This window comes from Ralstonia sp. AU12-08, from assembly GCF_000442475.1.
GTDB lineage: Bacteria > Pseudomonadota > Gammaproteobacteria > Burkholderiales > Burkholderiaceae > Ralstonia > Ralstonia insidiosa.
In genome coordinates this window covers 1-25224 of record NZ_ASZV01000052.1, presented here as the reverse complement: position 1 = coordinate 25224, position 25224 = coordinate 1, and the positions used below count along the sequence as shown (strand labels likewise).

The following is a 25224-nucleotide window of genomic DNA, read 5'->3' as shown; positions in this document are numbered from 1 at the left end:
GTAGGACATGGGTTCCTTTAGCATTTGGCACTGGCTGATCGTGCTGGTGATCGTCATGATGGTGTTCGGCACGAAGAAGCTGCGTAACATCGGTTCAGACCTCGGTGGTGCCGTGAAGGGCTTCAAGGACGGCATGAAGGAAGGCGCCGCGGACGACAAGCCGGCTGCCCCGCAACAGACCGCTGGCCAGCCGCCGCGCGAACTGCACGACTCGACGACGATCGACGTCGAGGCGCGCGAAAAGTCCAAGCAAGGCTGAGCACTGTCGCTCGCTGACTGATGATCGATCTCGGCATTTCCAAGCTGGCGCTGATTGGCATGGTGGCGCTTGTCGTCATCGGGCCGGAGCGCCTGCCCAAAGTGGCGCGCACGGCCGGTGCGTTGCTCGGTCGCGCGCAGCGTTACATCGCCGATGTGAAGGCCGAGGTGAGCCGGGAGATCGAGCTCGAAGAGCTGCGCAAGATGCGCACCGATTTCGAGCAGGCCGCGCGCAATGTCGAGCAGACCATCCACCAGGAGGTCAGCAAGCACACGTCGGAAATCAACGAACGCCTGAACGAGGCGCTCGGCGATCCGGCGTTGCGCGAGACCGCCACCTCCGCCCCTGACTGGCGCCCGGCGCCGGGCAAGTCGCGCAATGGCCGCAACAGCTGGCGCAACAAGCAGCTGTCGATGCCCAAGTGGTATCGCCAGAAGCAGGGCGTGCGCATGTGGGCGCAATCGGGCGCCGCGCGCGTCAAGCGCCACCGTCCGCCTATCGTTGCCGCGCAGTCGCGTGGGCGTTCCTTCTTCGAATGATTCTCCGAGCACCCACCGCCGGGTGCTCTGACCGCATCCCCCTCCAGCCGACATGAGTGCTGCTCCGCTCGATCCGCAATCGCCCGAGGACGGCGCGCAGGAAACCTTCATCTCGCACCTGGTCGAGTTGCGCGAGCGCATCGTCAAGGCCGGTGCGGGTGTGCTGCTGATCTTCCTGGGCCTCGTCTACTGGGCACCGGACATCTTCAACCTGTTCTCGCGGCCGCTGATTCAGGCACTCCCCAAGAACGGCCACATGATCGTGACCGACGTCACCGGCTCGTTCTTCGTGCCGATGAAGGTGACGCTGCTGGCGGCCTTTCTGATCGCGCTGCCGTGGGTGCTGTACCAGATCTGGCGTTTCGTGGCGCCGGGGCTGTACTCGCACGAGAAGCGCATGATCATGCCGCTGGTGGTCAGCACCTACATCCTGTTCCTGTGCGGCGTGGCGTTTGCGTACTTCCTCGTCTTCCCGACCGTGTTCAAGGTCATGGCGCACTACAACGCGCCATTGGGTGCGGAAATGTCGACCGATATCGACAAGTACCTCAGCTTTGCGATGACCACGTTCCTGGCCTTCGGCATCACCTTCGAGGTACCGGTGGTGGTGATGGTGCTGGTGCGCTTTGGCATCGTCAGCCTGGACAAACTGCGTCAAGCACGCCCGTACGTGGTGGTGGGCGCGTTCGTGATTGCGGCGGTTGTGACGCCGCCCGATGTGATGTCGCAACTGCTGCTAGCCGTGCCGCTGTGGCTGCTGTATGAGCTGGGGCTGATTCTGGCAGCGGTCTTTCTGCGGAAAACGGTGGCGCCGGAAGAGGACCCGGAGCACTTGCCGGTGGTGAAGGACTGACGGGCCGATTCAACAATCGCCCAAAGAAAAAGGCAGCCTCGGCTGCCTTTTTCGTTTCTGCGATGCCTGCTTACGCGGCGTACAGCCAGAACTGCTCGCGCGGGAACGTCAGCGCATATTGGCCCTCGCTTGGCGCGCTGCTGGCGTAGGCGCGCAGACCCGTGCCAGCATCGCCCGTTGCGCGGAACAGGCATTCCCAGCGGTCGCCCAGATACATGCGCGTCGCCAGCGGCAAGCGGATGGTGTTGTCGGCGTTATCCACACCTACGCGCACTTGTTCCAGGCGGATCACCCCGTGCGCTGATGCGCCGGGCTTCAGATCCCCGCGCGCCACACCCCACAGCGACCAACCGCCTGCCTCGTCCACCAGACGGGCCATGCCATCACGCACTTCGGCGATCTTGCCGTTGACACGGTTGTTGCTGCCCATGAATTCGGCAGTGAAGAGGGTTTGCGGCGCGCCGTACATCTCTTCGGGCGTGCCTTGCTGCTCGATCACACCGTTGTTGAGCAGCAGGATGCGATCGGACATGGCCATCGCTTCGCTTTGGTCGTGGGTGACCATCAACGCAGACAGGCCCAGGCGCACGATCAGCTCGCGCAGGAAGGCGCGGGCTTCTTCACGCAGCTTGGCGTCGAGGTTGGAGAGCGGCTCGTCGAGCAGGATCACAGGCGGGTTGTAGACCAGCGCACGGGCAATCGCCACGCGCTGCTGCTGGCCGCCGGAGAGCTGGCTCGGGAAGCGCTCGCCCAGATGGCCGAGGCCCAGTTGCTGCAGCACGGCCTGCACGCGTTCCTTGATCTGCGCGGATGGCGTCTTGCGCAGCTTGAGCGGGTAGGCGACGTTCTCGGCCACGGTCTTGTGCGGCCACAGCGCGTACGACTGGAACACCAGGCCCAGGTTGCGCCCTTCGGCCGGCACGTCGAGCTTCTTGGCGCCGTCGAACATGACGCGATCGCCGATCTGGACGGTGCCTTGGCTGGCCTGTTCGAGGCCGGCGACGGCGCGCAGCAGCGTGGTCTTGCCCGAACCGGACGGACCCAGCAGCGAGACGACCTCGCCCTTCTGCAACTGCATCGAGACACCCTTGAGCACCGGGTTGTTGCCGTATTGCAGGTGCAGGTCGTTGACAGTGAGTTCAATCATGGAGCTTTACCCCGAAACGCAGTGCGATGCCGAGGCCCACGGCCACCAGCACGATATTGACGAAGGACAGCGCGGCGACGATATCGATGGCGCCGCCTGCCCACAGGGAAACCAGCATCGAGCCGATCGTCTCGGTACCCGGCGAGAGCAGGTACACACCGGTCGAGTACTCGCGCTCGAAAATCAGGAAGATCAGCAGCCAGGCGCCGAGCAGGCCGTAGCGCGTGAGCGGCACGGTCACATCGCGCGTGGTACGGGCTCGGGTGGCGCCCACCGAGCGCGCCGCCTCTTCCAGCTCAGGGCCGACCTGCAGCAGTGCCGCTGAGATCAGGCGCAAGCCGTAGGCCATCCACACCACCGTATAGGCGATCCACACACTGAAGATCGTGCTACGCAGGTCGCGCAGGCTCGGCACGACGTGCTCGATGATCCAGTTGGCACCCGGCAGGCCGCTGTCGGTCAGGCCGGTCTCGATCCAGTTCGGCACGAACAGGAACACCCACAGGAATGCCAGACCGGCCAGCAGCCCTGGAATGGCGCGGGGCACCAGCACGCTGTAGTCGAGGAAGCGCGTCCAGCCGTCCGGCTTGCGGTGCATGGCCAGGCCGATGCAGGTGTAGCAAGCCACGGCGATCGCGCCGCCGATCACGCCGATCAGCACCGTGTTGACCATTGCGCGCAGGAACTGCGGCTGCTCGAAGATCTGCTGGAACGCCGTGGTCGAGAACGCTTCCACCAGTGACACACCTTCACCCCAGTTCGACACGAAGGCGCGCAGTGCGATACCCGAGAGCGGCACCACCACCGTCACGAAGAACCAGAACACCACGATTGCCCACGCGGGCCAGCGCCACTTGCCCAGCGGCAGCGGGCGGCTGCGCGTGACCTTGCCCTTGACGGTGACAAAGCGGTTGGCCGACTTCAGCATGTAGCGCTGCAGCAGCACCAGCGGGAAGGTCACCATCACCAGACAGACCGCCACGGCAGCCATCAGGTGATAGGCCGGCGTGCCGAGCTTGTTGGTCAGCTTGTACAGGTACGTGGCCAGCACGAGGTGGCCTTCCGGATCGCCCAACACGAGCACCAGGCCGAACACCTCGAAGCCCAGGAACGTTACCAGCACGGCTGCATACAGCAGGGCGGGGCGCACCATCGGCAGGCTCACGTTGAGCGCCACCGACAGCGGCGATGCACCCGCGATACGCGCGGCTTCTTCCACGTCCGAGCCGAGGCTGCGCAGCGCCGACGAGACATACAAGTACACGTGCGGCACGTGCGTCAGGCCGGCGATGATGATGATGCTGGTGAACGAATACACGTTCCACGGCGCACCACCAAATAGGTGCTTGAACCACACCGTGTAGAAGCCCACGGGGCCAGCCGAGACCACGTAGCCGAACGCCAGCACCATCGGCGAGACAAACACCGGGATCATCAGCAGCGGCTCGAGGACGCGGCGGCCGGGCAGGTCCGAACGCACCATCAGGAACGCCAGGATGCCGCCCAGCGGCACCGAGATCGCGGCCAGGCCAAATGCCAGCGCAGCCGACTTCTCAAAGGCGTGCCAGAAATCCGAATCCGTAAAGATGAAGCGATACGCATCGAGCCCCGCCAGCGCGTCGGGCATGAAGAACGGCGCGGACAGGAAGCTCTGGTAGAAGATCAGCGCCAGCGGCGTGAAAATCGCCAGCGCGGTAAGCAGGATGACCACGCCGCGCGGCAAAGCCTGTCCCACACGCGTCCAGGGCGAGCGCTTGAGGGAGACTTCCGAAGCGGCGGCACGGTCTTGCGCTAGAGAACGCATGGTGCCTCCAAGATGGGCTGGCGCCAGAGTCGGATGGCGCCAGCAGGTCGGTCAGATGAGGGGAGTCGTGATTTCGCGGGTCAGCAGATCAACGACCGGCGGCAGTGCGCCATTGCTTGATGAAGTCCAGGCGCTTCTTCGGTTCCAGGAATGTCAGGATCGATTCGTCCACCGGAATCGGCTTGATCGTGTTGCCGAGCATCTTCTTCAGGCCGGCGGCAGTCGCTTCGCCCGTCACGTCGTCACGCAGCGAGTGCAGATCCGACTTGTTGGCGAGGATGTCCTGGCCGCGTTTGGACAGGATGTAGTCCAGCCACAGCTTGGCGGCGTTCGGGTTCTTCGCCTTCTTGGCAATCATCGCCACGCGCGAAACCACCAGCGTGTAGTCCTTCGGATAGACGATGCCGATCGACGGGTCCTTCTTCGCGCGCGCAATCGCGTACGAGCCGAGGATGTTGTACGCCACCAGGTTTTCGCCCGAGGCCACGCGTTCCATCATCGTGCCGGTGGACGACTGCAGCACGAGGTTCGGACCGACCGCCTTGATGAAGTCGAAGTACTGCGGCGAATCCAGGTTGTCCTGCGCGGCCATCATGAAGCCCACGGCGGACTTCTCGATGTCGTACGTCGTGACCTTGTTCTTGAAACGCTCGCCCTGGCTGCCAACCAGCTTGGCGAGGTCGGCGTGCGTTTGCGGGACTTCGCTGTCCTTGATCAGGCGCTTGTTGTACAGAAACACAGCCGGCTCGTACGTGGTGCCGTAGGCCAGGCCCTTGTAGACGGCCCACGTCGGCAGGTGCGGCACTTCGGGCGAGTCGTACTTCAGCGCGTAGGTCTGCGCGAGCTTGAGCTGCGAGTCCATCGACGAGTTCCACATCATGTCAGCCGAGGCGCCGCCGGCGGCCTGCTCGCTGATGAAGCGGTTGTACAGCTCGCTGCTGTTCATGTCGTTGTATTCGACCTTCACGCCGGGGTAGAGCGACTCGAAGTCCTTGATCAGCGGGTCGGCCGCCTTGGTATCAGTCGTGGCGTAGACCACGACTTTGCCTTCCTTCTTGGCGGCGGCGATGGTGTCGGCGTAGCTGGCGGGATAGCCGGCCGGGACTTGCGCGAGTGCAGCGGTGCTGAGGGTCAGAGCGGCAGCTGCAATCGAAGCGAGAGCGGCGTGCGCGGGCACAAAGCGGCCACGAAGCATGGGTTTGTCTCCTGTTTGCTTAGGTGTCGTGGGGCTGGCTACTTATGGCGATGTGCGTGTAGCTCGGACGGATGGCCCCAGGTGCGGCGCAGTATAGAAGTCGCGCGCTTTCGTCACGCTTTCATTAAAGCTGCTGCGTTGCAACATGCTCAGGAAGCGCCGCTGATGTTGTGAGCGGCACGCGAATCCGCGCAGACAGGCCCACGCCGCCATGCCCGTTCGGCTCGCCATCGGCCAGTTCGATTTGCCCGCCGCTGCGCGCCGCATACGCTCGCGCGATCGCCAATCCTAGGCCTGAGCCCTCTGCGGCATAGCGCGCATCCTTCGGCGCGCTTTTGGGCGCATTTTTCAACTTCGCCGCACGACCGCCGCCTTCATGCGCACGGCGGAATCGCTGAAACGCGTGCGCGCGCTCGTCGGCGCTCATGCCGGGGCCGGTGTCATCCACGCAGACGAGCGCGGTGTCGCCGTCGGCAATTGCCCGCACGGTGATGCGTCCACCGGCGGGGGTGTAGCGGATCGCGTTGTGTACCAAGTTGGACAGCGCTTCACGCAGGAAGGCAGGGTAGCCCGTGACGGACAGGGTTGCTGCAAGGCCAGCATCGTCCCAACCCAGGTCCTGCTGTTTCTCGCGCGCCAGCGGCAAGGCATCGACCACCACGTCGCGTGCTAGCTCGCCCAGGTCGAACGTCTCGGCCGGTGCATCCTGCCCCGCGTGGCGCGCGCGGGCGAGCGCGAGCAACTGCGAGGTCAGCCGATTAGTCGACTGCAACCGCGCGATGATGGCTGTCAGGCTTTCTCGCACGCGCGCCGGGTCAGTTTCGCGCAGCGCGTATTCGGCCTGCGTGAGCAGCACGGCCAGCGGCGTGCGCATCTGATGCGATGCATCGGCGAGGAACTGGCTCTGTGCCTCCGCCAGTTCTGCGTAGCGCTGGATGTGGTGGTTGATCGCTTGCACCAGCGGGCGCACCTCGGCGGGGACGTCCGCGGCATCGAGCGGCCGCAAGTCGTCAGAAGCGCGGACTGCGATGCTGCGCGCAAGACGGTTCAGCGGGCGCAGCGCCACGGTCACGCCCAGCCACAGCAGCGCCGCGCTCACTACCACCAGCGCCGCATCGCGCAGCAGGGTGCCGCGCCAGACGGCCTGCTGCAGCACACGCCGTGTCTCGATGGTTTCGGCCACCTGGATCACGATGCGTGCCGGCAGCCCCGGCTGATACAGCGGCTTGGCAACGGCCACCACACGCACCGGCTCACCGTGATACAGCGCGTCGTAGAAAAACTCGGTGTCGTTCTCCAGGCGCGTGGTGGGCAGCGGCAGGTCGTCATACCCGGTGAGCGCGGCCTCGGGGGCTTTGCCCGGTGCCGGCTCGAAGGCGACGCGGTAGTAGACGCTGCTCTGCGCGGTCGACTCGAACATCGACAAGGCAACATACGGCACGTTGACCTGCACCTGGCCGCGCTCGATCGTCACGCCGTTCTCGATGGCGCGCACCGAGCCGAGCAGGGCACGGTCGTACGCGCGGTCGGTGGCGCTGCGCAGCGCCTGGTACGCGCTCACGATGTCGATCGCCAGCACGCCGATCAACCCGGGCAGCAGCAGCCACAGCAGCGTGAGTTTCAGACTGCGCGGCAGCAGGGCAAGCCGTTGCGTCATGAGGCGGTGTTGTCGCCGACGGTGCTGGCGTGGCTCGCGCCGGCTTCGAGCATGTAGCCCAGCCCCCGCACGGTGACGATCTGCACGCCCGTGCCGGCCAGCTTCTTGCGCAGGCGGTGCACGACGACCTCCACCGCGTCGGGGCTCGAATCGCTGTCGAGGTTGAACACCTTGTCAAACAGATGCACCTTGGCGATCGGCTGGCCGGTCTTGTGCAGCAGCGCCGACAGCGCAGCGTGCTCGCGCGGCGTGAGCGATAGCGGCTCGCCTGACAGCAGGAACGCCTTGCGCCCCGTGTCGAACTCCAGCGGCCCGCAACGCAGGCGCGGGAAGGCGCGGCCGCGGCTGCGGCGGATCAGCGCCATCAGCCGTGCTTCCAGCTCGGCCAGCGCGAACGGTTTGGTGAGAAAGTCATCCGCACCCGCGTTCAGGCCGCGCACGCGTTCATCCAGCGCACCCTGCGCTGTGAGGATCAACACCGGCGTGCGGTCATCCCGCGCGCGCATGTCGGCCAGTACGGCAAAGCCGTCCTTGCGCGGCAGGCGCAGGTCCAGCACCACCGCGTCAAATTCTCCGGAGCCGAGGAAGGCTTCCGCAATCACGCCATCGGCTGCGCGCTCGATCACGAAGCCGCTTTGCGCCAGCGCGCGTGCCAGCCATGCCGCCAATTCGTCCTCATCCTCCACCAGCAAGATCCGCATCGGGTGTCTCTCAATATCGTTCTGTGTGCTTTTTCATGATAATGCGTGCGCCCGCATCTCGATTACACCGTTAAATCACACCAACTCATGGATGCGGACTGACCTGCATGTCGTCCATCCCAAATTCCCGTCGCCGCTGGCTGTGCCAGGCCACCGCGCTGTTGGCCGCGGGGGGGGCCGTTTCGCTTGAGGGTCATGCGCAATGGCTGGCGGGCTCCGCGCCCGAACTGCCGTCGTACTACCCGCGCGACTACGGCGCGATGATCGACGCCGCCCGACGCGAAGGCCGCGTCACGGTCTACTCGACGACGGACTTTGCTGCCGCCCACCCGCTCATCCGCGCATTCGAGGCGCGCTACCCCGGCATTACCGTCGACTACCGCGAGCAGAACAGCGACGACATCTACCGACGCTTCCTCGCGGAACTTGCCTCCAAGTCGCCCGGCGCCGACGTCGTGTGGAGCTCGGCGATGCCCGAGCAGTTCAAGCTCGTCAACGATGGCCACGCGCTGTCGTATGCATCACCCGAGCGACCCTACCTGCCGTCGTGGGCCATCTGGAAGAACGAGGCCTATGGCACGAGCTACGAACCCGTCGTCTTCGTCTACAACGCGCGCCAGTTGTCTGCCGGCTTGGTGCCGTCCACGCACGCCGATTTTGCCCGCATCCTCAACAGCCATCGCGATCTGCTGCGCGGGCGTGTCGCCGCGTACGATATTGAGCACTCGGGCTCCGCCTTCCTGTTTGCGGCGGAAGATGCGCGCACATCGCCGGTGTTCTGGGATGTTGCCAAGGCATTGGGTGGCGTCAACGTCAACCTGTACATCACCACGGCCGCCATGCTCGAGCGCGTCGCCTCCGGCGAAAGCCTGCTCGCCTACGACGTGATCGGCTCGTACGCCGCGCGCTACGCCGATCGAAATCCCGCGCTCGCCATCAAGATGCCGGCCGACTACACGCTGGTCGCCACCCGCGTCGCCTTCATTGCTCGCCGCGCTTCCCGGCCGAACGCCGCGCGCCTGTGGCTCGATTTCATGCTCTCGCGTGACGGCCAGAGTGTGATGGCCGACCGCGCATTCCTTTTCTCGCTGCGTCAGGACGTCGAGACCGGGTTGACCGCCAAGCGCCTGCTTGCCGAACTGGGCAATACGCATCGGCCCATTCCGGTTGGCCCGGGTTTACTCGCCCATCAAGATCAGCTGCGCCGTGCCGATTTCCTGAAAAGATGGCGCGCCGCGCTCGGTCGCTGAGTGAAAGAGATCTAAGGGACTCTTTTTGGGTGAGCGTGGTGAGAAGGCGACAATTTCTGTCGGCACCCGGGTGACAAAAATGGCACGCCGCCAGCCCCCGACAATTGGCCGCCAACCCCCGCGCCATCGCGCCAAAAGCCCGTCTCGGCCCCTGTCCGAGGGGGGCTCCCGCGTGTTGCCCATGAGCAACAACTTGGCCGCAAATCGTGCTCCAGAGCCAGAAAGGGTTTCCGGAATCTGTCAACGCTGGCCCATAATGCGGTCAGACGTGAGGTATCTACGTCGTCCATAAGGACAGTCAAGATTTCCCAATCAGTTGACAAGGAAAGTGTCGATATGAAGATGAAACTGTTTGCAGCTGCTGTTGCAGCTCTGGCCGCCGGTGGCGCCTATGCACAATCCTCCGTGACCCTGTACGGTGTGGTCGACGCTGGTCTGACCTACGCAAACAAGGTGCCGGGCGCAACCGCTGGTTCGAGCGGCTCGCGTATTGGCCTGGATTCGGGCGGCCTGTCGGGCTCGCGTTGGGGCCTGCGTGGCGTTGAAGACCTGGGCGGTGGCCTGAAGGGTATCTTCAACCTGGAAAGCGGCTTCAACATTGACACCGGCACGTCGGGTCAAGGTGGCCGTCTGTTCGGTCGTAACGCTTACGTTGGTCTGCAAGGCCAGTGGGGTCAACTGACCCTGGGTCGTCAGCAAAACCTGCTGTACGACTTCTCGCTGATCTATGACCCGATGGCAATCGCCACGCGTTACTCGCTGGCTTCGCAAGACGCCTTCTTCTCGGGTCGTGCTGACAACGCCGTCAAGTACATCGGCACGTTCGGTGGCCTGAACGTCTCGGCTCTGTACTCGTTCAACAACAACGGCAACGAAGTTGCTGGCAGCAGCAAGACCGGCCGTGAGTGGAGCCTGGGTGCTAACTACGCTGGCGGCCCGCTGGGCATCGGCGCAGTGTATGACTCGACCAACTCGACGGTTGTTGGCAGCGACAACAAGGAACAACGCGCCACGATCGCTGGCACGTACGCCTTCGGTCCGGCCAAGCTGTACGCTGGCTACCGTTGGTACAAGGCTAACTACGCAACCGTTGCTGGCAATGGCAACCTGCGTTCGAACCTGTACTGGGCAGGCCTGGGCTACCAAGCTACGCCGGCTCTGACGCTGACGGGTACGGCTTACTACCAACAGTTCAAGAACAGCGGCACGGGCAACCCGTGGCTGTTCGTGGTCGGCACCGACTACGCTCTGTCGAAGCGCACCGACGCTTACTTCAACCTGGCCTATGCTAAGAACAGCGGCGGTTCGGGTCTGGGCGTGATCGGCCTGAACGACGCTAGCTACGCTGGTACGACGCTGACGAACGGCAGCCAAGTGTTCTCGGGCCCGAACAACAGCAACAACCAGTTCGGCGCTACCGTCGGCCTGCGTCACAAGTTCTAATTTGACGCGCTCGTAAGGGCGCATCGAATTAAACGGTTAAACGCCGATCCCGAAAGGGGTCGGCGTTTTTCTTTGTGCGAGTGATTTGTATGCGATGAATGGTTGAGAGTGGGGTGGAGGTGAGCGTGTTGGTTGCTTTGTTTTCAACAGCCGCAACGCGGGCTCACTCGCGAAACCATGTGGATTGGATGGTGAGCGCAAAGCGTTGTCTTGCCAGTGTGGGTGTGACTTGACTGGGTCTGGACCTGCGCTTGAGTTGCCGCGGCGCACGTGCGATCGCGTGACGCCTTGGGTGAAGAGGGTAGATGCCTGTACCTTGATTCGACCGGCATTCCAGAGAGGGGGGGGCTTGGTCATGCCGGGTGAAGACTTTCCACTTTCCCGGCTGCTCGGCACCCCATGGTCGGTACCAATAAAAAACGGCGGCACATTGGCCGCCGTTTGTGTGTCTTCACTACGTACGCTACTTACTGCTCTTCTTCGTCCTGAGAGGGCATCGGCACGTTGCGTCGCGTTGGCGCCGGGCGCTTGCCGACGACAATCGTGAGTTCGACTGCCTTGCCCTTGCGCGACACGGCCACCTTGGCTTCCGCGCCAGGCTTGAGCTGGGCAATGCTGTTCAGCAGCGCGGTCGTGTCGGCAATCGGTTGGCCATTCACGCTGGTGAGGATGTCGCCGGGGCGCAGGCCTGCTCGATCCGCCGGTCCCCCTTGGACTACCGCAGCGATCAGCGCGCCGTCCTTGCGAGACAGGCCAAACGACTCCGCAATCTCCGGCGTCACGTCTTGTGGTTCAACGCCGATCCAGCCACGCACCACGCTGCCGGTCGAGATGATCGACTCCATCACCTGCTTGGCCAGCGACACAGGAATCGCGAAGCCAATCCCAAGCGAGCCTCCCGAGCGCGAATAGATGGCCGTGTTGATGCCGAGCAGGTTGCCGTCGGCATCCACCAATGCGCCGCCTGAGTTACCAGGGTTGATCGCCGCGTCGGTCTGGATGAAGTTCTCGAACGTGTTGATGCCTAGGTGGCTGCGGCCCAGCGCCGAGACGATGCCCATTGTCACCGTCTGGCCCACACCGAACGGATTGCCAATGGCGAGCACCACGTCGCCAACGCGCACGTTTTCCAGGCGGCCCAGCGTGATGGCCGGCAGGTCGGGCAGATTGATTTTGAGGACCGCCAGGTCGGTCTCCGGGTCGGAGCCAACCACCTTGGCGTTAGCCTTGCGGCCATCGGTGAGCGCCACTTCGATTTCGTCGGCGCCATCCACCACATGGTGGTTCGTTAGAATGTAGCCTTCCGAGCTGACAATGACGCCCGAGCCCAGGCTGGCTGTCGGCTCCTGGCGTTGCTCGGGGGCGCGGTCGCCAAAGAAGAAGCGGAACCACGGGTCTGTGCTGGCCTGTGGGTTGTTGTTGCGCTTCGGAGCGTTCTTGCTGCTGAAGATGTTGACCACCGCCGGCATTGCCACCTTGGCGGCTTCCGCGTAGGAGTTGCTGGAGGTGCCACCGTGACCGATCGGCGCGACTTCTTTCAGTGCGACGATGGGCGAGCCGGACTGCACAGCCATCTTGCCCCGCTGGAGCCACTCGGGCTTGAGGGTGGCAATCACAAACCAGACGGCCAGGACGACCGTGACGGCTTGTGCAAAAAACAGCCAAAAGCGGCGCAACATAGGGCGAAATTGAGTCGAAATGGATCGAAAAGAACTTGAATTGTACTTGAACGACCTGTTGCAAGCGGCCCGTTTTCGGGACTATTGCCCGAATGGTCTGCAAGTGCAGGGTCGCGAAGACGTCACCCATATTGTGACGGGGGTCACCGCCAGTTTGGCTTTGATTGAGGCGGCTGTCGATGCGCGTGCCGATGCCATCCTCGTGCATCACGGCTATTTCTGGAAGGGCGAGGACGCCCGCATCGTAGGTCAGAAGCACGCGCGTCTGAAGCAGCTTCTTGCGAACAACCTGAATCTCTTCGCCTACCACTTGCCGCTGGATGCGCATCCTGAGTTCGGCAACAACGCACAACTGGGCGCATTGCTTGGTATCGAGCCCAAGGGTCGCTTTGGCGACGATGAGCTGGGTTGGATTGGCACGTTGCCCCAGGCGACTACGCTGGGTGTGTTTGCCGAGTTGGTCGCGGCCCGGCTGAACCGAGTGCCGCTGGTGCTCGGCGAAGCTGACCGGCCGGTGCGTAACGTCGGTTGGTGCACGGGCGGCGCGCAGGGCTGGTTTGAAGCGGCGGTCGCGGCGGGAGTGGACGTCTATCTGAGCGGCGAGGCATCCGAGCAGACCACGCATCTGGCGCGCGAATCCGGTGTGGCCTACATCGGAGCGGGCCACCATGCCACCGAGCGCGGTGGCGTTCAGGCGCTCGGCAACCACCTCGCCGAGCGCTTTGGCGTGCGTCACACCTTCATCGATATTCCGAATCCGGTGTGAGGCGGTGCGTGCTGATTAACCCTTGGCCTTGAGGCTGTCGCGGATCTCGCGCAGCAGCACAGTGTCTTCCGGCGTTGCTGGGGCGGCTTCGGGCGCCTTGTTGGCCTCGGTCATGCGCGTGATGGCACGCACCATCAGAAACACGATAAACGCCAGGATCAGGAAGTTGACCGCCACAGTGATGAAGTTGCCGTAGGCGAAGACAGGTACGCCGGCCTTCTTCAGATCGGCCAGCGTCTGCGGCACGCCTGCAGGGGCGTCGGCCAACTGGATATACAGATTCGAGAAATCGAGCTTGCCGACGATGCGGCCGATCAGCGGCATGATCAGGTCGTTGACCAGCGAGTCGACAATTTTGCCGAACGCCGCACCGATGATCACACCGACTGCCAAGTCGATGACGTTGCCGCGCATCGCGAATTTTTTGAAGTCTTGCACAAGTGCCATCGGTTTTCTCCGGATTGTTTGATTCGACACAAACGGTCAAGCTGTGGATCGGTTGACCTGAATTGTTGAAAGCGAGTTTATAGGAGACACTCCGAAACCGCGCTGGCACTGGGCTGGCGGGCGATCGGTAGGTCAACTATATCCGCAAGCAGCGTGCCCCGCGACGGGTATCGTCGGCTTCGTACGCTCGGGTATAATTTTTGGTTGACGCGAACCTATCTTGATTTCTCACCCTGGGGTCTTGAATGAGTGACCAGCAAAACGTCGATAAAGGGCGCCGCAATCTGTTGATTGCGACGTCCGTCGCTGGTGGTGTGGGAGGGGTTGCAGTAGCGGCCCCTTTCGTTTGCACATTCGCACCATCTGAAAAAGCCCGTGCAGCGGGCGCGCCCGTAGAGGCGGACGTGAGTGACCTGGCGCCTGGCCAGATGAAGGTGGTGGAATGGCGCGGCAAGCCGGTCTGGCTGCTCAAGCGCACGCCCGAAATGCTGGAATCGCTCAAGAAAACCGACGCTGAAGTCGCCGACCCCAAGTCCGACGTGCCCTTCACCATGAAGACGCCGGACTACTGCAAGAACGAAACCCGCTCCCGCGCCGAACATAAAGACCTGCTGGTCGTGGTCGGCATCTGCTCTCACCTGGGTTGCTCTCCGTCCGGTCCGTTTCCCGCAGGCGCCAACGTGCAGCTTGCCGGCGACCCCGGCTTCGTCTGCCCCTGTCATGGCTCCACGTTCGACTTGGCAGGCCGCGTGTTCAAGAACAAGCCGGCCCCGCAGAACCTGGACGTTCCGCCGTTCATGTTCCTGTCGGACACGAAGCTGGTGATCGGTAAAGACGAGAAAGGGGAGGCTTGATCATGGCCGAGAAGAAGGTGGAGACAACCGGGCTGCTGGGCTGGATCGATGCACGCTTCCCGGCATCCGAGCTGTGGAAGGCGCATCTGTCGGAGTACTACGCGCCGAAGAATTTCAACTTCTGGTATTTCTTTGGCTCACTGGCGCTGCTGGTGCTGGTGATCCAGATCCTTACCGGCATCTTCCTGGTGATGAACTACAAGCCGGACGGCACGCTCAACGCCGCCGGCATCCCCGTCGCCTACGCGAGCGTGGAGTTCATCATGCGCGAGGTGCCGTGGGGCTGGCTGGTGCGCTACATGCACTCGACCGGCGCGTCGGCGTTCTTCGTCGTGGTCTACATGCACATGTTCCGCGGCATGCTGTACGGCTCGTACCGCAAGCCGCGCGAACTGGTGTGGATCTTCGGCTGCCTGATCTTCCTGTGCCTGATGGCCGAAGCCTTCATGGGCTATCTGCTGCCGTGGGGCCAGATGTCGTACTGGGGCGCGCAGGTGATCGTGAACCTGTTCTCCGCCATTCCGCTGATCGGCCCGGACCTGTCGCTGTGGATTCGCGGTGACTACGTGGTGTCGGACGCCACGCTGAACCGCTTCTTCTCGTTCCACGTGATTGCCGTGCCGCTGGTGCTGCTGGGCTTGGTGGTGGCGCACATCATCGCGCTGCACGAAGTGGGCTCGAACAACCCGGACGGTGTCGAGATCAAGGCCAAGAAGGACGAGCGCGGCATTCCGCTCGACGGCATTCCGTTCCACCCGTACTACTCGGTGCACGACATCGTGGGCGTGGCGGTGTTCCTGTTCATCTTCAGCGCGATCGTGTTCTTCGCGCCGGAAATGGGCGGCTACTTCCTGGAAGCCAACAACTTCATCCCGGCAGACTCGCTGAAGACGCCGCCGCACATTGCGCCGGTGTGGTATTTCACGCCGTTCTACTCGATGCTGCGTGCGACCACGTCGGACTTCCTGCCGGTCCTGTGGGGCTTCCTGGCGATCATGCTGGGCCTGCTGTTCGTGCGCTCGAAGAGCATGAAGGTCAAGGGCGTGGCGGTGGCGGTGGCCGTGATTCTGGCGCTGGGCTTTGCCTTCATCGACGCCAAGTTCTGGGGCGTGGTGGTGATGGGCGGCTCGGTGGTGATCTTCTTCTTTCTGCCGTGGCTGGATCAATCGCCGGTCAAGTCGATCCGCTATCGTCCGGGCTTCCACAAGACGCTGCTGATCCTCTTTGTGATCGCCTTTGCGGTGCTGGGCTACCTGGGTATCCAGCCGCCGAGCCCGATCGGTTCGATCATCTCGCAGATCGGCACCATTCTGTACTTCGCGTTCTTCCTCGCGATGCCGATCTGGAGCCGGATCGGGACGTTCAAGCCAGTGCCTGAGCGCGTCACGTTCACGCCGCACTGATAGAACCCGCGCACAAGGACCCATGAAGGACACAAGAATGAAAAAGCTGCTTGCGATTTTCGCCTTGGCCGGTCTCGTGTTTGCCGCGCCTGTGATGGCCAATGAGGGCGGCGTGCCGCTCGATTCGGCGCCCAACCAATCCAGTGACACGTCAGCGCTGCAGCGTGGCGCCAAGCTGTTCGTCAACTACTGCCTGAACTGCCACGGCGCAAGCGCGATGCGCTACAACCGCCTGCGCGATATCGGCCTCTCCGAAGAGCAGATCCAGAAGAACCTGCTGTTCACGTCGGACAAGGTTGGCGATCTGATGCATATCGCCATGTCGCGCGACGACGCCAAGAAGTGGTTTGGTGCCGTGCCGCCGGACCTGTCGGTGATCGCGCGCGCGCGCGGCAGCGATTGGCTCTACACCTACCTACGCACGTTCTACCGTGACGACACGCGTCCGACCGGCTGGAACAACCTGGTGTTCGACAAGGTCGGCATGCCGCATGTGCTGTGGGAGCTGCAGGGCCAGCAGGTGCCGAAATACGCCGAGGTGAAGTCTGAACACGGCGAGGTCGAGAAGAAGCTCGTCGGCTTTGAATTGGCGGTGCCGGGCAAGATGAGCAAGGTCGAATACGACCAGGCAGCGGCCGATCTCGTCACGTATCTGGACTGGATGGCCGAGCCTGCCGGCAACCTGCGCAAGCGCCTGGGCGTGTGGGTTCTGTTGTTCATTGGCGTGTTCTTTGTGCTGGCCTGGCGCCTGAATGCGGCCTATTGGAAGGACATCAAGTAAAATCCGTGTTTTCCGGGCAAGGGCTAGGCCGGTGAAGAACTGGTCCTAGCCCTTGCCTTTTGGCTTTTTGTGCCGTGGCGGTAAGGTTTACCGCCACGGTTGTACCGTCATCGGGCCGCCCCCGGCCCATGCGTCAAGGAACTACAACCATGATGGTCTTGTACTCGGGCACCACTTGCCCGTTCTCGCAGCGTTGCCGCCTCGTCCTGTTCGAAAAGGGCATGGATTTCGAGATTCGCGACGTCGATCTCTTCAACAAGCCGGAAGACATCGCGGTGATGAACCCGTACGGCCAGGTACCCATCCTGGTCGAGCGTGACCTCATCCTGTACGAGTCGAACATCATCAACGAGTACATCGACGAGCGCTTCCCGCACCCGCAACTGATGCCGGCTGACCCGGTGCAGCGCGCCCGTGCTCGCCTGTTCCTGTTCAACTTTGAAAAGGAACTCTTCACGCACGTGTCGGTGCTGGAGAACGAAAAGGGCAAGGCTGCCGAGAAGAATCACGAGAAGGCGCGTGCCGCCATCCGTGACCGCCTCACGCAGCTCGCTCCGATCTTCCTGAAGAACAAGTACATGCTGGGCGAAGAGTTCTCGATGCTCGACGTGGCGATCGCGCCGCTGTTGTGGCGCCTGGATCACTACGGCATCGAAGTCTCGAAGAACGCCGCACCGCTGATGAAATACGCCGAGCGTATCTTCAGCCGTCCGGCGTATATTGAAGCGCTGACCCCGTCGGAAAAGGTCATGCGCCGCTGATTGCCGCCGGGTTATGGGCCATGCACCAGCATGGCCGCACCCGCGGTTACTGATTTCATCATGTCGGAAACCTCCACCAAGCCCTATCTGATCCGGGCCATTTACGAATGGTGCACGGACAACGGCTTCACGCCGTACATTGCTGTCTTCGTCGATAACAGTACCAACGTGCCGCGCGAGTTCGTCAAGAATGACGAGATCGTGCTGAACGTGAGCTTTGACGCGACCAGTCAGCTCGACATGGGCAACGAGTGGATTACGTTTAGCGCGCGCTTCTCAGGCGTGTCGCGCAAGATCGAAGTGCCGGTCGAGAACGTGCTCGCCGTCTACGCGCGCGAGAATGGGCAGGGCATGGCCTTCCCGGTTGAGCGCAGTACGCCGACCACGCAAGCCGCCACCGAACGCGAGAACAATCCGCCGCCCAAGTTGGCTGCAGTGGACTCCGAATCGGCGCCTGCACCGGTTGCCGCAGAGGTGGATGGCGGCCCGGAAGACGAGCCGCCGCCGAATGTGCCACGAATTGGTGGCAAACCTGCACTGAAGGTCGTCAAGTAACGCGTGTTAGGTTAGAATCGCGTTTCTTTGCCGGCTTAGCTCATCTGGTAGAGCAGTTGATTTGTAATCATCAGGTGGCGGGTTCGAGTCCTGCAGCCGGCACCAATAAAATCAAGGGGTTACACGATTTTCGTGTAGCCCCTTGTGCTTTCTCGGCGTCAAAAAGTACAGTTTCGGTACACTAATGGGTGGCGGATGAGTCGTTCGCCACAGCCGTTATGGACATTCAAGCTGATACCCACTTGTGACGACGAGCATCTCCAAAAGCGCATCGCTTCCCCCGCCGAAACTAAGCTCACGCGTATGGGCCTACCTCACTGAACATGTATTCGAAGGGGCCGCCCTTGTTGTTACCGTAACCGCAGGGCTTAGCTACGCAGTCGGTCGATCTTATTTGGATGGTTGGGCGGAGGTGGCTGGCGTGCCCGGCATGATGCTTCGGTCGGACTTGTACGACACGATTCTCGCGGGGGCGCAGCTCGATGGAGTTTGGCGCACGGCAGCTTTTGTCGTCGTGCTCGCCACCCTGTATCTGTGGGCAAACGTCGTTGTCCCAGAGTGGTGGGCTGGTCGGCTTTCGAACGTTAAGCGTCGCCGCCAGTGGCAAGACGGATTCGATCAGTTGGGGTTGCGACGACGTTTCGCGTCTGCCGCGCGCTTAGCGAGCAAAGGCGTGCCACCGGAACAGCGCGCGGCTGTCATTGAGCGTTCTAGATGGCGAATTCTCGGCCACCGTGGTTCGCATCGTATGGCACGGAGGGCACCTTCGAAAGGAGCCAACAAGCCGCTACGTCCTATCACGCTCACGCTAGTGCTTACGGTGTCGATCACGCTCGTCGCTGCCGGCATCTACCTCCTGTTGCAGATCCTGTTGCTTAGTCCCGCCAAAAGGGACGGTGCGCGAGCCTTCGTCAAGACGTATGCGGCCGTCACGGGCCACATACCCTACCAATACGTCTCTTCAAACGTCTCAAAGGCAACTCTGCAAACGTGGGCCTGCGAAGGTCGAACGATGCTGTCCCAATATCGGACAGTAGCTCTGACAGATCCTGATGTCCCAGGGTCGCCTAGAGAGCCGTTCTATTTGCTGCAAGGCTTTGGCAGTACGTTCGTATTGCTCAGCGAAAAAGGGTCCGCAATTAGATCGTTCGGCGACGCTCCCTTCAACTTGCCTGAGTCATCGGCTCGTCCGTTGTCGGCGTTGGCCAAAGCCTGCAACTAGGATTGATATGGCGACGATCGTCAAAACTCCCTCCGGTACGTGGAAGGCCGTAATTCGCAAGATTGGCTGGCCGACCACCGCAAAGACGTTCCGTACGAAGCGCGATGCCGAGGATTGGGCGCGTCGGACCGAAGATGAGATGGTGCGAGGTGTCTACCTGTCACGTGCGCCCTCCGAAAAGCTCACGGTCTCGGCTGCCCTGAAGCGCTACATGGAAGAGGTGTCGGTCACCAAGAAGCCGACTACACAGCGCAGCGAGCTCTTCACCTCGCAGCATTTAGGCGCATTCTTCGGGAAGTACTCAATGGCGGCCGTCAGCGCAGAGCTCGTCGCCAAGTACCGCGATGAGCGACTTGCTGCAGGCAAATCGAACAATACCGTGCGCATCGAGCTGGCGATGCTCGGGCATTTGTTTCGGATCGCGATCCAGGAGTGGGGGATTGGCCTCACCTTCAACCCAGTCGCCAATATCCGAAAACCGAGCCCGGGTGCTGGTCGGGATCGGCGTCTGAACTCGGAGGAGCAGCAGCGGTTGTTTGACGCCGTTGCAGCTCACAGTAATCCGATGCTGAACTGGATCGTGCGGCTTGCTGTTGAGACAGGCATGCGGTCGTCTGAGATCACGGGGCTGCGGCGCTCGCAGGTCGATGTGGATCGACGAGTTGTCATCTTGAAGGACACAAAAAACGGCTCGGGGCGTGTCGTCCCGCTAACGCGGGGGGCAGCCGAAATCCTGCGTTCAGCGCTCGACAACCCTATACGGCCGACCGACACCGACTTGGTGTTCTTCGGGGAGCCGGGGCGAGACGGGATGCGCAAGCCCTACGTGTTTCAGAAATTGTGGTCTAGCATCGTGCGGGACCTAGGCTTTGACGACCTGCATTTCCACGATCTACGGCACGAAGCCGTTAGTCGGCTCGTCGAGGCGGGCTTGAGCGATCAAGAGGTTGCCTCGATCAGCGGGCACAAGTCGATGCAAATGCTGAAGCGCTACACCCACCTCCGCGCGGAGGACCTAGTTGAGAAGCTGGACAAGATTCAAAGGCGGTGAAGGTCCCTGAAGTTGGTACCCAATCGAATCCTGTCCGCCTGAGCTAGCTTCGCCTCAAACATTGCCAGTGCTGAAGCATTCACATCAACCAAGGTCAAATGGGCCGATGTCATGGCTGAAATCGCGGTAACCATCGCATCGTCATGGCTGTGGTCCTCGATCCTCACGCGCCCCGCAATCCTGTCAGCGCGTTCGGCCTCCCTATACGGCTTAGTTGATTCGATCGTGTGACCGTTGTATTCGACGGGACCCCAGAACTCGTTTTCCCAGACAACGATCTTCGCATTACCGCTAGTCTTGCCAACCAGCTCGCAAAAACCGTTGTAGGTGTCCGTCTTCGCTTGGCCACCTGTCATCACTGTGTGAATAAAAACCTTCTTTCCGGCATCTTCGAAGATCTTGTAGATGTCGTTATTGGCGAGATACTTGGTCAGTGGAAGAAACGTCGCCGCGCCATTGTCGATAACGAAATCTGCTTCGCTGCTGAGAACCGCTTCCATCAAAGGGTCAAATCCCGTTTGCAGTACCGTTCCATTCTTAGCAATGTCGATGTGAGTAACATCAAGGCTCTTGTATTGCGTAAAGGTCGCGTTCACCGGGTCGGTGTCAGCACAAAGGACATTTGCCCCTATGCTTTTGAGGTATTGCGCAACAAGCACGGCGGTAAGTGACTTTCCTACGCCGCCTTTGCCTTGCAGGATCATGTGCACGTTATTCATGTCAGTCTTTCTCAATTTCTACGGGTTTAGGTATTGGGCTAAATGAGTCTGCGCCCCTGGCGCCTTCGATTCGCTTCAATGGATTGCTAGGTGGTTTATTTAGGCTTGGTATTGAAGTGCTGGCGGTTGGTTTGCTCGGTGGCTTGGATTGCAATTCCAATTCGGCTTGTCGCCTGGCTTTCTGGGCTCGGATGAATTTTGATAGGCCTTGAATAGTCACCGAAATATCGTTGCATGCGAGCCATTCGCAAATCTGGGAAAGCGTGTATTTCTTGGCGCGCGCAGATTCAATCTCTGGCCAAAAATCAATGAGCTTAGATCCTTTCCCTGCCGGGGCCGTGGATCGAAAAAATTCGTCTAGTGGGTACTTTCGTTCGCTTGCCATGAACCGAATTCAACTGCGTTCCGTGGTCTGCGTAAAGTCCCCGATCTTTTGCAAAGCGGACTTAACTGTTAATGATTAACAGTTAAGTCGACTTCGGCTTGTGTAAGTCGTTGATTAATTTGACATCAAAAAAGATGTAACAATTTGTACGAAATCTTTTGCAGGCCAAGGTAATGCAGTTGGCGGTCGCAAAATTTCATCCGCTTTCGCGGTGTCTGCCTCGCAAGAAAACCAGATTCGGCGGGGTTTCATCGTGAATAAACTAGATTCAACCTGAGTGAACCGGTTTTGCTGCGCTTTCGCCGGAATTGGGGAATGGTGAAGGGCAGGATGCCAGTTGTGTGCCTCACGGCACGCAACTGATCCTTAATTGCTAGGTCGCTTCGCGCCCGTCGCAGTTACTCAGGGCTTTGCCCCGAGACCCCAATACCCACTAGACTGCAGGTCATGAACTGGAGGGTGCAGATGGGCAAACTGTTCACGCTCAAAGACGAAGTGGAGAAGCGCTCCAAGCGCATCGTGATTCGAGTGACCATGGACGAGGAGGCGAAGATAAAAAGAGCTGCTGCCGTGCGGCAGATGGACGTCTCTGAGTTCGCGCGTCGTGCGGCTCTGGGCCGCAAAGCGGATGTGGACCACCAAACTGAAGCAGTGCTCGCACTGAGTGCGATCACCCGTGAGGTGCGGGCACTGCACGCGGCAATGGTCAAGCACGGTGTCACGCCGCCCGAGGCGGACCTGCTGCCGGTGATCCTGGAAGCTCGGCAGGCGATCCTTAGGGTCAGCGAGGCTAGGCAGGCACAACAGGCGAAGCCATAAATTCCCAATCCAGGTTTGCCATGCGCGAATACAAACGCCGGACTGTCCAAGAGGTGGCCGCGTGTACCTGCGATCGTTGCAAGCGCCGCCTGACTCCCGACGAACCTGGTGAGTGGCAGGAGCGCCTATCGTTTGACCAGAGCTGCGGCTTTGATTCGGTGTTTGGCGATGGCAGTACGATTAGCCTCGATTTGTGCCAACACTGTGTGCAGCAGGTCTTGGGCGAATGGTTGCGCATCACCCCAACTTCAACCGCTGGACCTGCGCTCTGTCCTGGAGTGATGGAGAAGTTCGCCCAATTTGGGGCCGACTTCATGGCAGCGGGCCGTGGCGAGCACGAACAAGCAGAGCGAGCAGGCGGCCAGCGCCGGAAGCGGCAAGGACGGGGGAAGTGACTCCCAAATTGGCTCACGTATGAGCCCATGGAGGGCCCACAGGACTGCGTGTAACTTGCCATCGCTTGATCAGGCCCGGCAGAGCGGGACGGTTTGGCAAACAATAGTTGGCGAGATGGCGTTAGGGAAATGACTCCCAAATTGGCTCACGTATGAGCCCGTGGAGGGCCCACAGGATTGCGTGTAACTTGCCATCGCTTGACCAGGCTCGGCAGAGCGGGACGGTTTGGCAAACAATAGTTGGCAAGATGGCGTTAGGGAAATGACTCCCAAATCGGCTCACGTATGAGCCCATAGAAGGGCCCACAGGACTGCGTGTAACTTGCCATCGCTCGATCAGGCCCGGCAGAGTGCGACGGTTTGGCAAACAATAGTGGGCAAGGTGGCGTTAGGGAAATGACTCCCAAATCGGCTCACGTATCCGAGGGTAATGACATGGCAGACCAAGAAAAGCAGGCGCGCTGCGACCAGCACCCGGAGTTCGTGGAGCTAACCCACGAGGGGCGGTGGCGATGTGGGTGGGCGGTTCTACCGCAGCTTGAGGCGCTGCGTCGACTGGTGACAGAGGAGGCCCGCCTTGAGGCCTTTCGGCGTGAGCAGGCTGCCATCGAAGCGGCGCTACTGCGCCAAAAGCTCGGCGAGCCTCTTTTCCTTTAGAGCCTGGTGCAGCCGTCAGCGAAAAGCGAAGGCGTTGGCGCGCGCATCGTGCAGTGCGTGATGCCGGCCACCGTGCTCACGGAAGTACGCTTCTAGCCGTTCCATATCCAGCCGGCCACCGACGTGCTCGCACTTCCAGCCAGGGGGGATTTCGGCATCGAGCAGGTCGAGCACCAGATCGAAGTCGCCTTGATAGTCGAAGCACAACACCCGCTTGGGCTTTGCCGGCACGGCGAGCAGCCACGCCATTAGCTCGGCGCGCAACTGCGCGGCCGGCATCGAGCGGCCGGGAAACTGGCCGAGCTGCGGCAGCACAGCCGCCCGCACGAACTCGCTGCACGCGGACAGCTCGAAGTCCGTACGCTCGCCGTAGAACTCGCGGCCGTCTTCACCCACGATAGCCACGCTGATGAGCTGGCAATCGATAAAGTCTGTGAACTCGGTATCGACAAAATAGCGAGTCTTCCACGGGCTGCACGGGCCTTTGGCGGCGTGCATGCCACGCGCGGACTGGATGATGTCGAGCCGGACCTGTTCGGGCAGCAGGATCGCCATGGGAGAGGTTTGGCGCAGTTGCTGGCCACGGTCGGACTCTTCCAGGGCCAGCTTCCAATCGCGCTCGGCAATGATGCGCTTCCATTCATCGCGCAGCGGCTTGGAGCGGATGGAGGCCACCGTATCCCAACGCTCCAGGATCTCCAGTGCCCAAGCCTCTAGCGAGGGATCGGCGCGAACCATCCGCACCGCCTCTTGATGCATGAGCAAGCTTTGAAGATCTTGCATATTCACCGAGTTTTTCACCGTTCGGAGAGCCCTGTTGGTCCGGGGCGGTTGTACCACTGGTCGCGGACCCAGGTATCCCAATCGTGTGCATGCGGGGTGATGCACGTCTCGCCTTGGACCGCGATGAACGCGCTGCCTATCATCGCCTCAGCAAATTGCTGTCGCCATGGCTCAGGCACGTCGTCCATGCGCACGTACAAACGGCCCTTGGACTTCCGGATCGGCACCGCTGCAATCAGCTCATCGCGGGTCATGCCTCGTCCTCCCCAAGCGACTGCTCGATGTGCTTAGCGTCGCGCACGTTGACCGGCCCAAGGGTGCGAATCTGCATCAGGCCGGCCGAGCCGAGCCGGTATAGGTGATACATGCGGGTCGACGGCTCGTAAAGCGTCAAGCACTGCAGCCTGCGCTCACGGCGCAGAGGCGGCCCGAACAGTTCATACAACGACCGAGCCGTGTCATCGTCACGGGGGGTGTCCATTGCTTTCTCCAAGCCGGGAGCGACCGAGAACGGGCTTTATGCCCAATTGTGCACGCGAATTAGGCGTGCTAGTTCACGAAGCTGTGAGTTTCTCTCGTCCGGCAGGAGTCGCGTCACCGTCTCGTTGTCGCGGTTCTGCTCGGCGAGCTGGTGAAGCTCGGCGAGCGATAGCTCGGGAAAGCGCTCACGGATTGGCTTCGACATTGAGTCCCCGTCACTCCGTACCCTCGCGGCGCGATGGGCCAGCTCGGCGTGGGGGCTGGTCGCTGGCAGCCACCCTCGCGCGGGAGGCCTCTTTTTCGGCGAGGTCTTCCTGGAATCAGGTTTCGGCCTCCAGCTCTCGATGCAAGGCGGCGACGGTGATACCAAACGCATCAGCCCGGTGGCCAGGTCCCGCTGCCTCGGCTACGCCAGATGCTCCCTAACGCTTAGAGCATTTGGCGTAGATGGAACTCGAGCCGCCTGCGTGCGTGTGTGGCTCTCGCGAGAGAGTCTGCCGCTGGGCGGCTGGTCGAACCGGACGGCCAGGGCATCACACCCCGACGGTAGCTAAATTTCACCTAGGGTGCGTTGGATTGACCTTGGTTTGCCTTGATTTTCCAGTTTGAATCGCCCCGG

General features: G+C 61.5%; 24 protein-coding genes, 1 tRNA gene and 1 pseudogene. 14 read left to right on the top strand and 12 right to left on the bottom strand.

The window, feature by feature from the left end; all coding sequences use genetic code 11:
- Positions 1-7 precede the first annotated feature (7 nt).
- From tatA to tatC, 3 genes are read left to right on the top strand one after another with little or no spacing between them, the layout of a single operon-like run.
- The gene (gene tatA / locus C404_RS56450; protein ID WP_021197517.1) at positions 8-259 is read left to right on the top strand and encodes a Sec-independent protein translocase subunit TatA; all 252 of its coding nucleotides are present in this window, start codon (positions 8-10) and stop codon (positions 257-259) included.
- Positions 260-279: 20 nt separating this feature from the next.
- On the top strand, positions 280-798 hold the full coding sequence (gene tatB / locus C404_RS56445; RefSeq protein WP_021197516.1) for a Sec-independent protein translocase protein TatB: 519 nt from the start codon (positions 280-282) through the stop codon (positions 796-798).
- A 52-nt stretch (positions 799-850) separates the two neighbouring features.
- Positions 851-1651, top strand: a complete 801-nt coding sequence (tatC, locus tag C404_RS56440; RefSeq protein ID WP_021197515.1) for a twin-arginine translocase subunit TatC — start codon at positions 851-853, stop codon at positions 1649-1651.
- Between the two features lie 70 nt (positions 1652-1721).
- Here tatC and C404_RS56435 read toward each other — a convergent pair whose 3' ends face one another.
- From C404_RS56435 to C404_RS56415, 5 genes are all read right to left on the bottom strand, one after another.
- The gene (locus tag C404_RS56435; protein ID WP_021197514.1) at positions 1722-2798 is read right to left on the bottom strand and encodes an ABC transporter ATP-binding protein; all 1077 of its coding nucleotides are present in this window, start codon (positions 2796-2798) and stop codon (positions 1722-1724) included.
- Positions 2791-4602: an ABC transporter permease gene (locus C404_RS56430; RefSeq protein ID WP_021197513.1), complete on the bottom strand. Its 1812-nt coding sequence runs from the start codon at positions 4600-4602 to the stop codon at positions 2791-2793. The genes C404_RS56435 and C404_RS56430 overlap by 8 nt, the downstream gene beginning before the upstream one ends.
- An 88-nt stretch (positions 4603-4690) precedes the next feature.
- On the bottom strand, positions 4691-5797 hold the full coding sequence (locus tag C404_RS56425; protein ID WP_021197512.1) for an ABC transporter substrate-binding protein: 1107 nt from the start codon (positions 5795-5797) through the stop codon (positions 4691-4693).
- A gap of 124 nt (positions 5798-5921) precedes the next feature.
- Entirely contained in the window at positions 5922-7454 is a 1533-nt protein-coding gene (locus tag C404_RS56420; RefSeq protein WP_021197511.1) for a sensor histidine kinase, read from the bottom strand.
- Entirely contained in the window at positions 7451-8155 is a 705-nt protein-coding gene (locus tag C404_RS56415; RefSeq protein ID WP_021197510.1) for a response regulator, read from the bottom strand. Before C404_RS56415 ends, C404_RS56420 begins: the two co-directional genes overlap by 4 nt.
- A gap of 107 nt (positions 8156-8262) precedes the next feature.
- Here C404_RS56415 and C404_RS56410 point away from each other — a divergent pair, with 107 nt between their 5' ends.
- Together C404_RS56410 and C404_RS56405 are read left to right on the top strand one after the other, a co-directional pair.
- A complete protein-coding gene (locus tag C404_RS56410; protein ID WP_021197509.1) occupies positions 8263-9405 on the top strand; it encodes an ABC transporter substrate-binding protein in 1143 nt (380 codons plus the stop codon).
- Between the two features lie 336 nt (positions 9406-9741).
- Positions 9742-10848 carry a porin gene (locus tag C404_RS56405; RefSeq protein ID WP_021197508.1) on the top strand — a complete coding sequence of 369 codons (1107 nt, stop codon included), beginning with the start codon at positions 9742-9744 and terminating at the stop codon, positions 10846-10848.
- Between the two features lie 467 nt (positions 10849-11315).
- On the opposite strand, the gene C404_RS56400 is transcribed toward C404_RS56405, so the two are convergent.
- Positions 11316-12527 carry a Do family serine endopeptidase gene (locus C404_RS56400; RefSeq protein WP_021197507.1) on the bottom strand — a complete coding sequence of 404 codons (1212 nt, stop codon included), beginning with the start codon at positions 12525-12527 and terminating at the stop codon, positions 11316-11318.
- A 19-nt stretch (positions 12528-12546) separates the two neighbouring features.
- Between C404_RS56400 and C404_RS56395 the strand changes: the two genes are divergently transcribed.
- The gene (locus C404_RS56395; protein WP_021197506.1) at positions 12547-13293 is read left to right on the top strand and encodes a Nif3-like dinuclear metal center hexameric protein; all 747 of its coding nucleotides are present in this window, start codon (positions 12547-12549) and stop codon (positions 13291-13293) included.
- 15 nt (positions 13294-13308) lie between these two features.
- On the opposite strand, the gene mscL is transcribed toward C404_RS56395, so the two are convergent.
- Entirely contained in the window at positions 13309-13740 is a 432-nt protein-coding gene (mscL, locus tag C404_RS56390; protein ID WP_021197505.1) for a large conductance mechanosensitive channel protein MscL, read from the bottom strand.
- Positions 13721-13849, bottom strand: a pseudogene (locus tag C404_RS61050) (hypothetical protein); the annotation flags it as partial. The gene mscL and the pseudogene C404_RS61050, both read right to left, overlap by 20 nt.
- Before the next feature lie 136 nt (positions 13850-13985).
- Between C404_RS61050 and petA the strand changes: the two are divergent.
- From petA to C404_RS56360, 7 genes are all read left to right on the top strand, one after another.
- Positions 13986-14594 carry a ubiquinol-cytochrome c reductase iron-sulfur subunit gene (petA, locus tag C404_RS0130545; RefSeq protein WP_031330196.1) on the top strand — a complete coding sequence of 203 codons (609 nt, stop codon included), beginning with the start codon at positions 13986-13988 and terminating at the stop codon, positions 14592-14594.
- Positions 14594-15997: a cytochrome b gene (locus C404_RS56385; RefSeq protein WP_031330195.1), complete on the top strand. Its 1404-nt coding sequence runs from the start codon at positions 14594-14596 to the stop codon at positions 15995-15997. The genes petA and C404_RS56385 overlap by 1 nt, the downstream gene beginning before the upstream one ends.
- A gap of 37 nt (positions 15998-16034) precedes the next feature.
- Positions 16035-16778: a cytochrome c1 gene (locus C404_RS56380; protein WP_021197502.1), complete on the top strand. Its 744-nt coding sequence runs from the start codon at positions 16035-16037 to the stop codon at positions 16776-16778.
- Positions 16779-16927: 149 nt separating this feature from the next.
- Positions 16928-17539, top strand: a complete 612-nt coding sequence (locus C404_RS56375; RefSeq protein ID WP_004634649.1) for a glutathione S-transferase N-terminal domain-containing protein — start codon at positions 16928-16930, stop codon at positions 17537-17539.
- 60 nt (positions 17540-17599) lie between these two features.
- Entirely contained in the window at positions 17600-18094 is a 495-nt protein-coding gene (locus C404_RS56370; protein WP_031330192.1) for a ClpXP protease specificity-enhancing factor, read from the top strand.
- A gap of 29 nt (positions 18095-18123) precedes the next feature.
- Positions 18124-18199, top strand: a tRNA-Thr gene (locus C404_RS56365).
- 1124 nt (positions 18200-19323) lie between these two features.
- Positions 19324-20367: a tyrosine-type recombinase/integrase gene (locus tag C404_RS56360; protein ID WP_021197499.1), complete on the top strand. Its 1044-nt coding sequence runs from the start codon at positions 19324-19326 to the stop codon at positions 20365-20367.
- On the opposite strand, the gene C404_RS56355 is transcribed toward C404_RS56360, so the two are convergent.
- Positions 20355-21086 carry a nucleotide-binding protein gene (locus C404_RS56355; protein ID WP_021197498.1) on the bottom strand — a complete coding sequence of 244 codons (732 nt, stop codon included), beginning with the start codon at positions 21084-21086 and terminating at the stop codon, positions 20355-20357. The two genes, C404_RS56360 and C404_RS56355, sit on opposite strands and share 13 nt — an antisense overlap.
- 850 nt (positions 21087-21936) lie before the next feature.
- Between C404_RS56355 and C404_RS0130535 the strand changes: the two genes are divergently transcribed.
- On the top strand, positions 21937-22290 hold the full coding sequence (locus tag C404_RS0130535) for a plasmid mobilization protein (RefSeq protein WP_021197497.1): 354 nt from the start codon (positions 21937-21939) through the stop codon (positions 22288-22290).
- Positions 22291-23357: 1067 nt separating this feature from the next.
- On the opposite strand, the gene C404_RS56340 is transcribed toward C404_RS0130535, so the two are convergent.
- Genes C404_RS56340 through C404_RS56330 form a run of 3 tightly spaced genes read right to left on the bottom strand, consistent with a single transcriptional unit; the run spans position 23358 to position 24606 of the window.
- Positions 23358-24080 (bottom strand): 3'-5' exoribonuclease, encoded by a 723-nt coding sequence (locus C404_RS56340; RefSeq protein WP_037012755.1) that lies wholly within the window; start codon positions 24078-24080, stop codon positions 23358-23360.
- 59 nt (positions 24081-24139) lie between these two features.
- On the bottom strand, positions 24140-24379 hold the full coding sequence (locus C404_RS56335; RefSeq protein WP_021197493.1) for a hypothetical protein: 240 nt from the start codon (positions 24377-24379) through the stop codon (positions 24140-24142).
- The gene (locus C404_RS56330; protein WP_021197492.1) at positions 24376-24606 is read right to left on the bottom strand and encodes a hypothetical protein; all 231 of its coding nucleotides are present in this window, start codon (positions 24604-24606) and stop codon (positions 24376-24378) included. Before C404_RS56330 ends, C404_RS56335 begins: the two co-directional genes overlap by 4 nt.
- Positions 24607-25224: the final 618 nt, after the last annotated feature.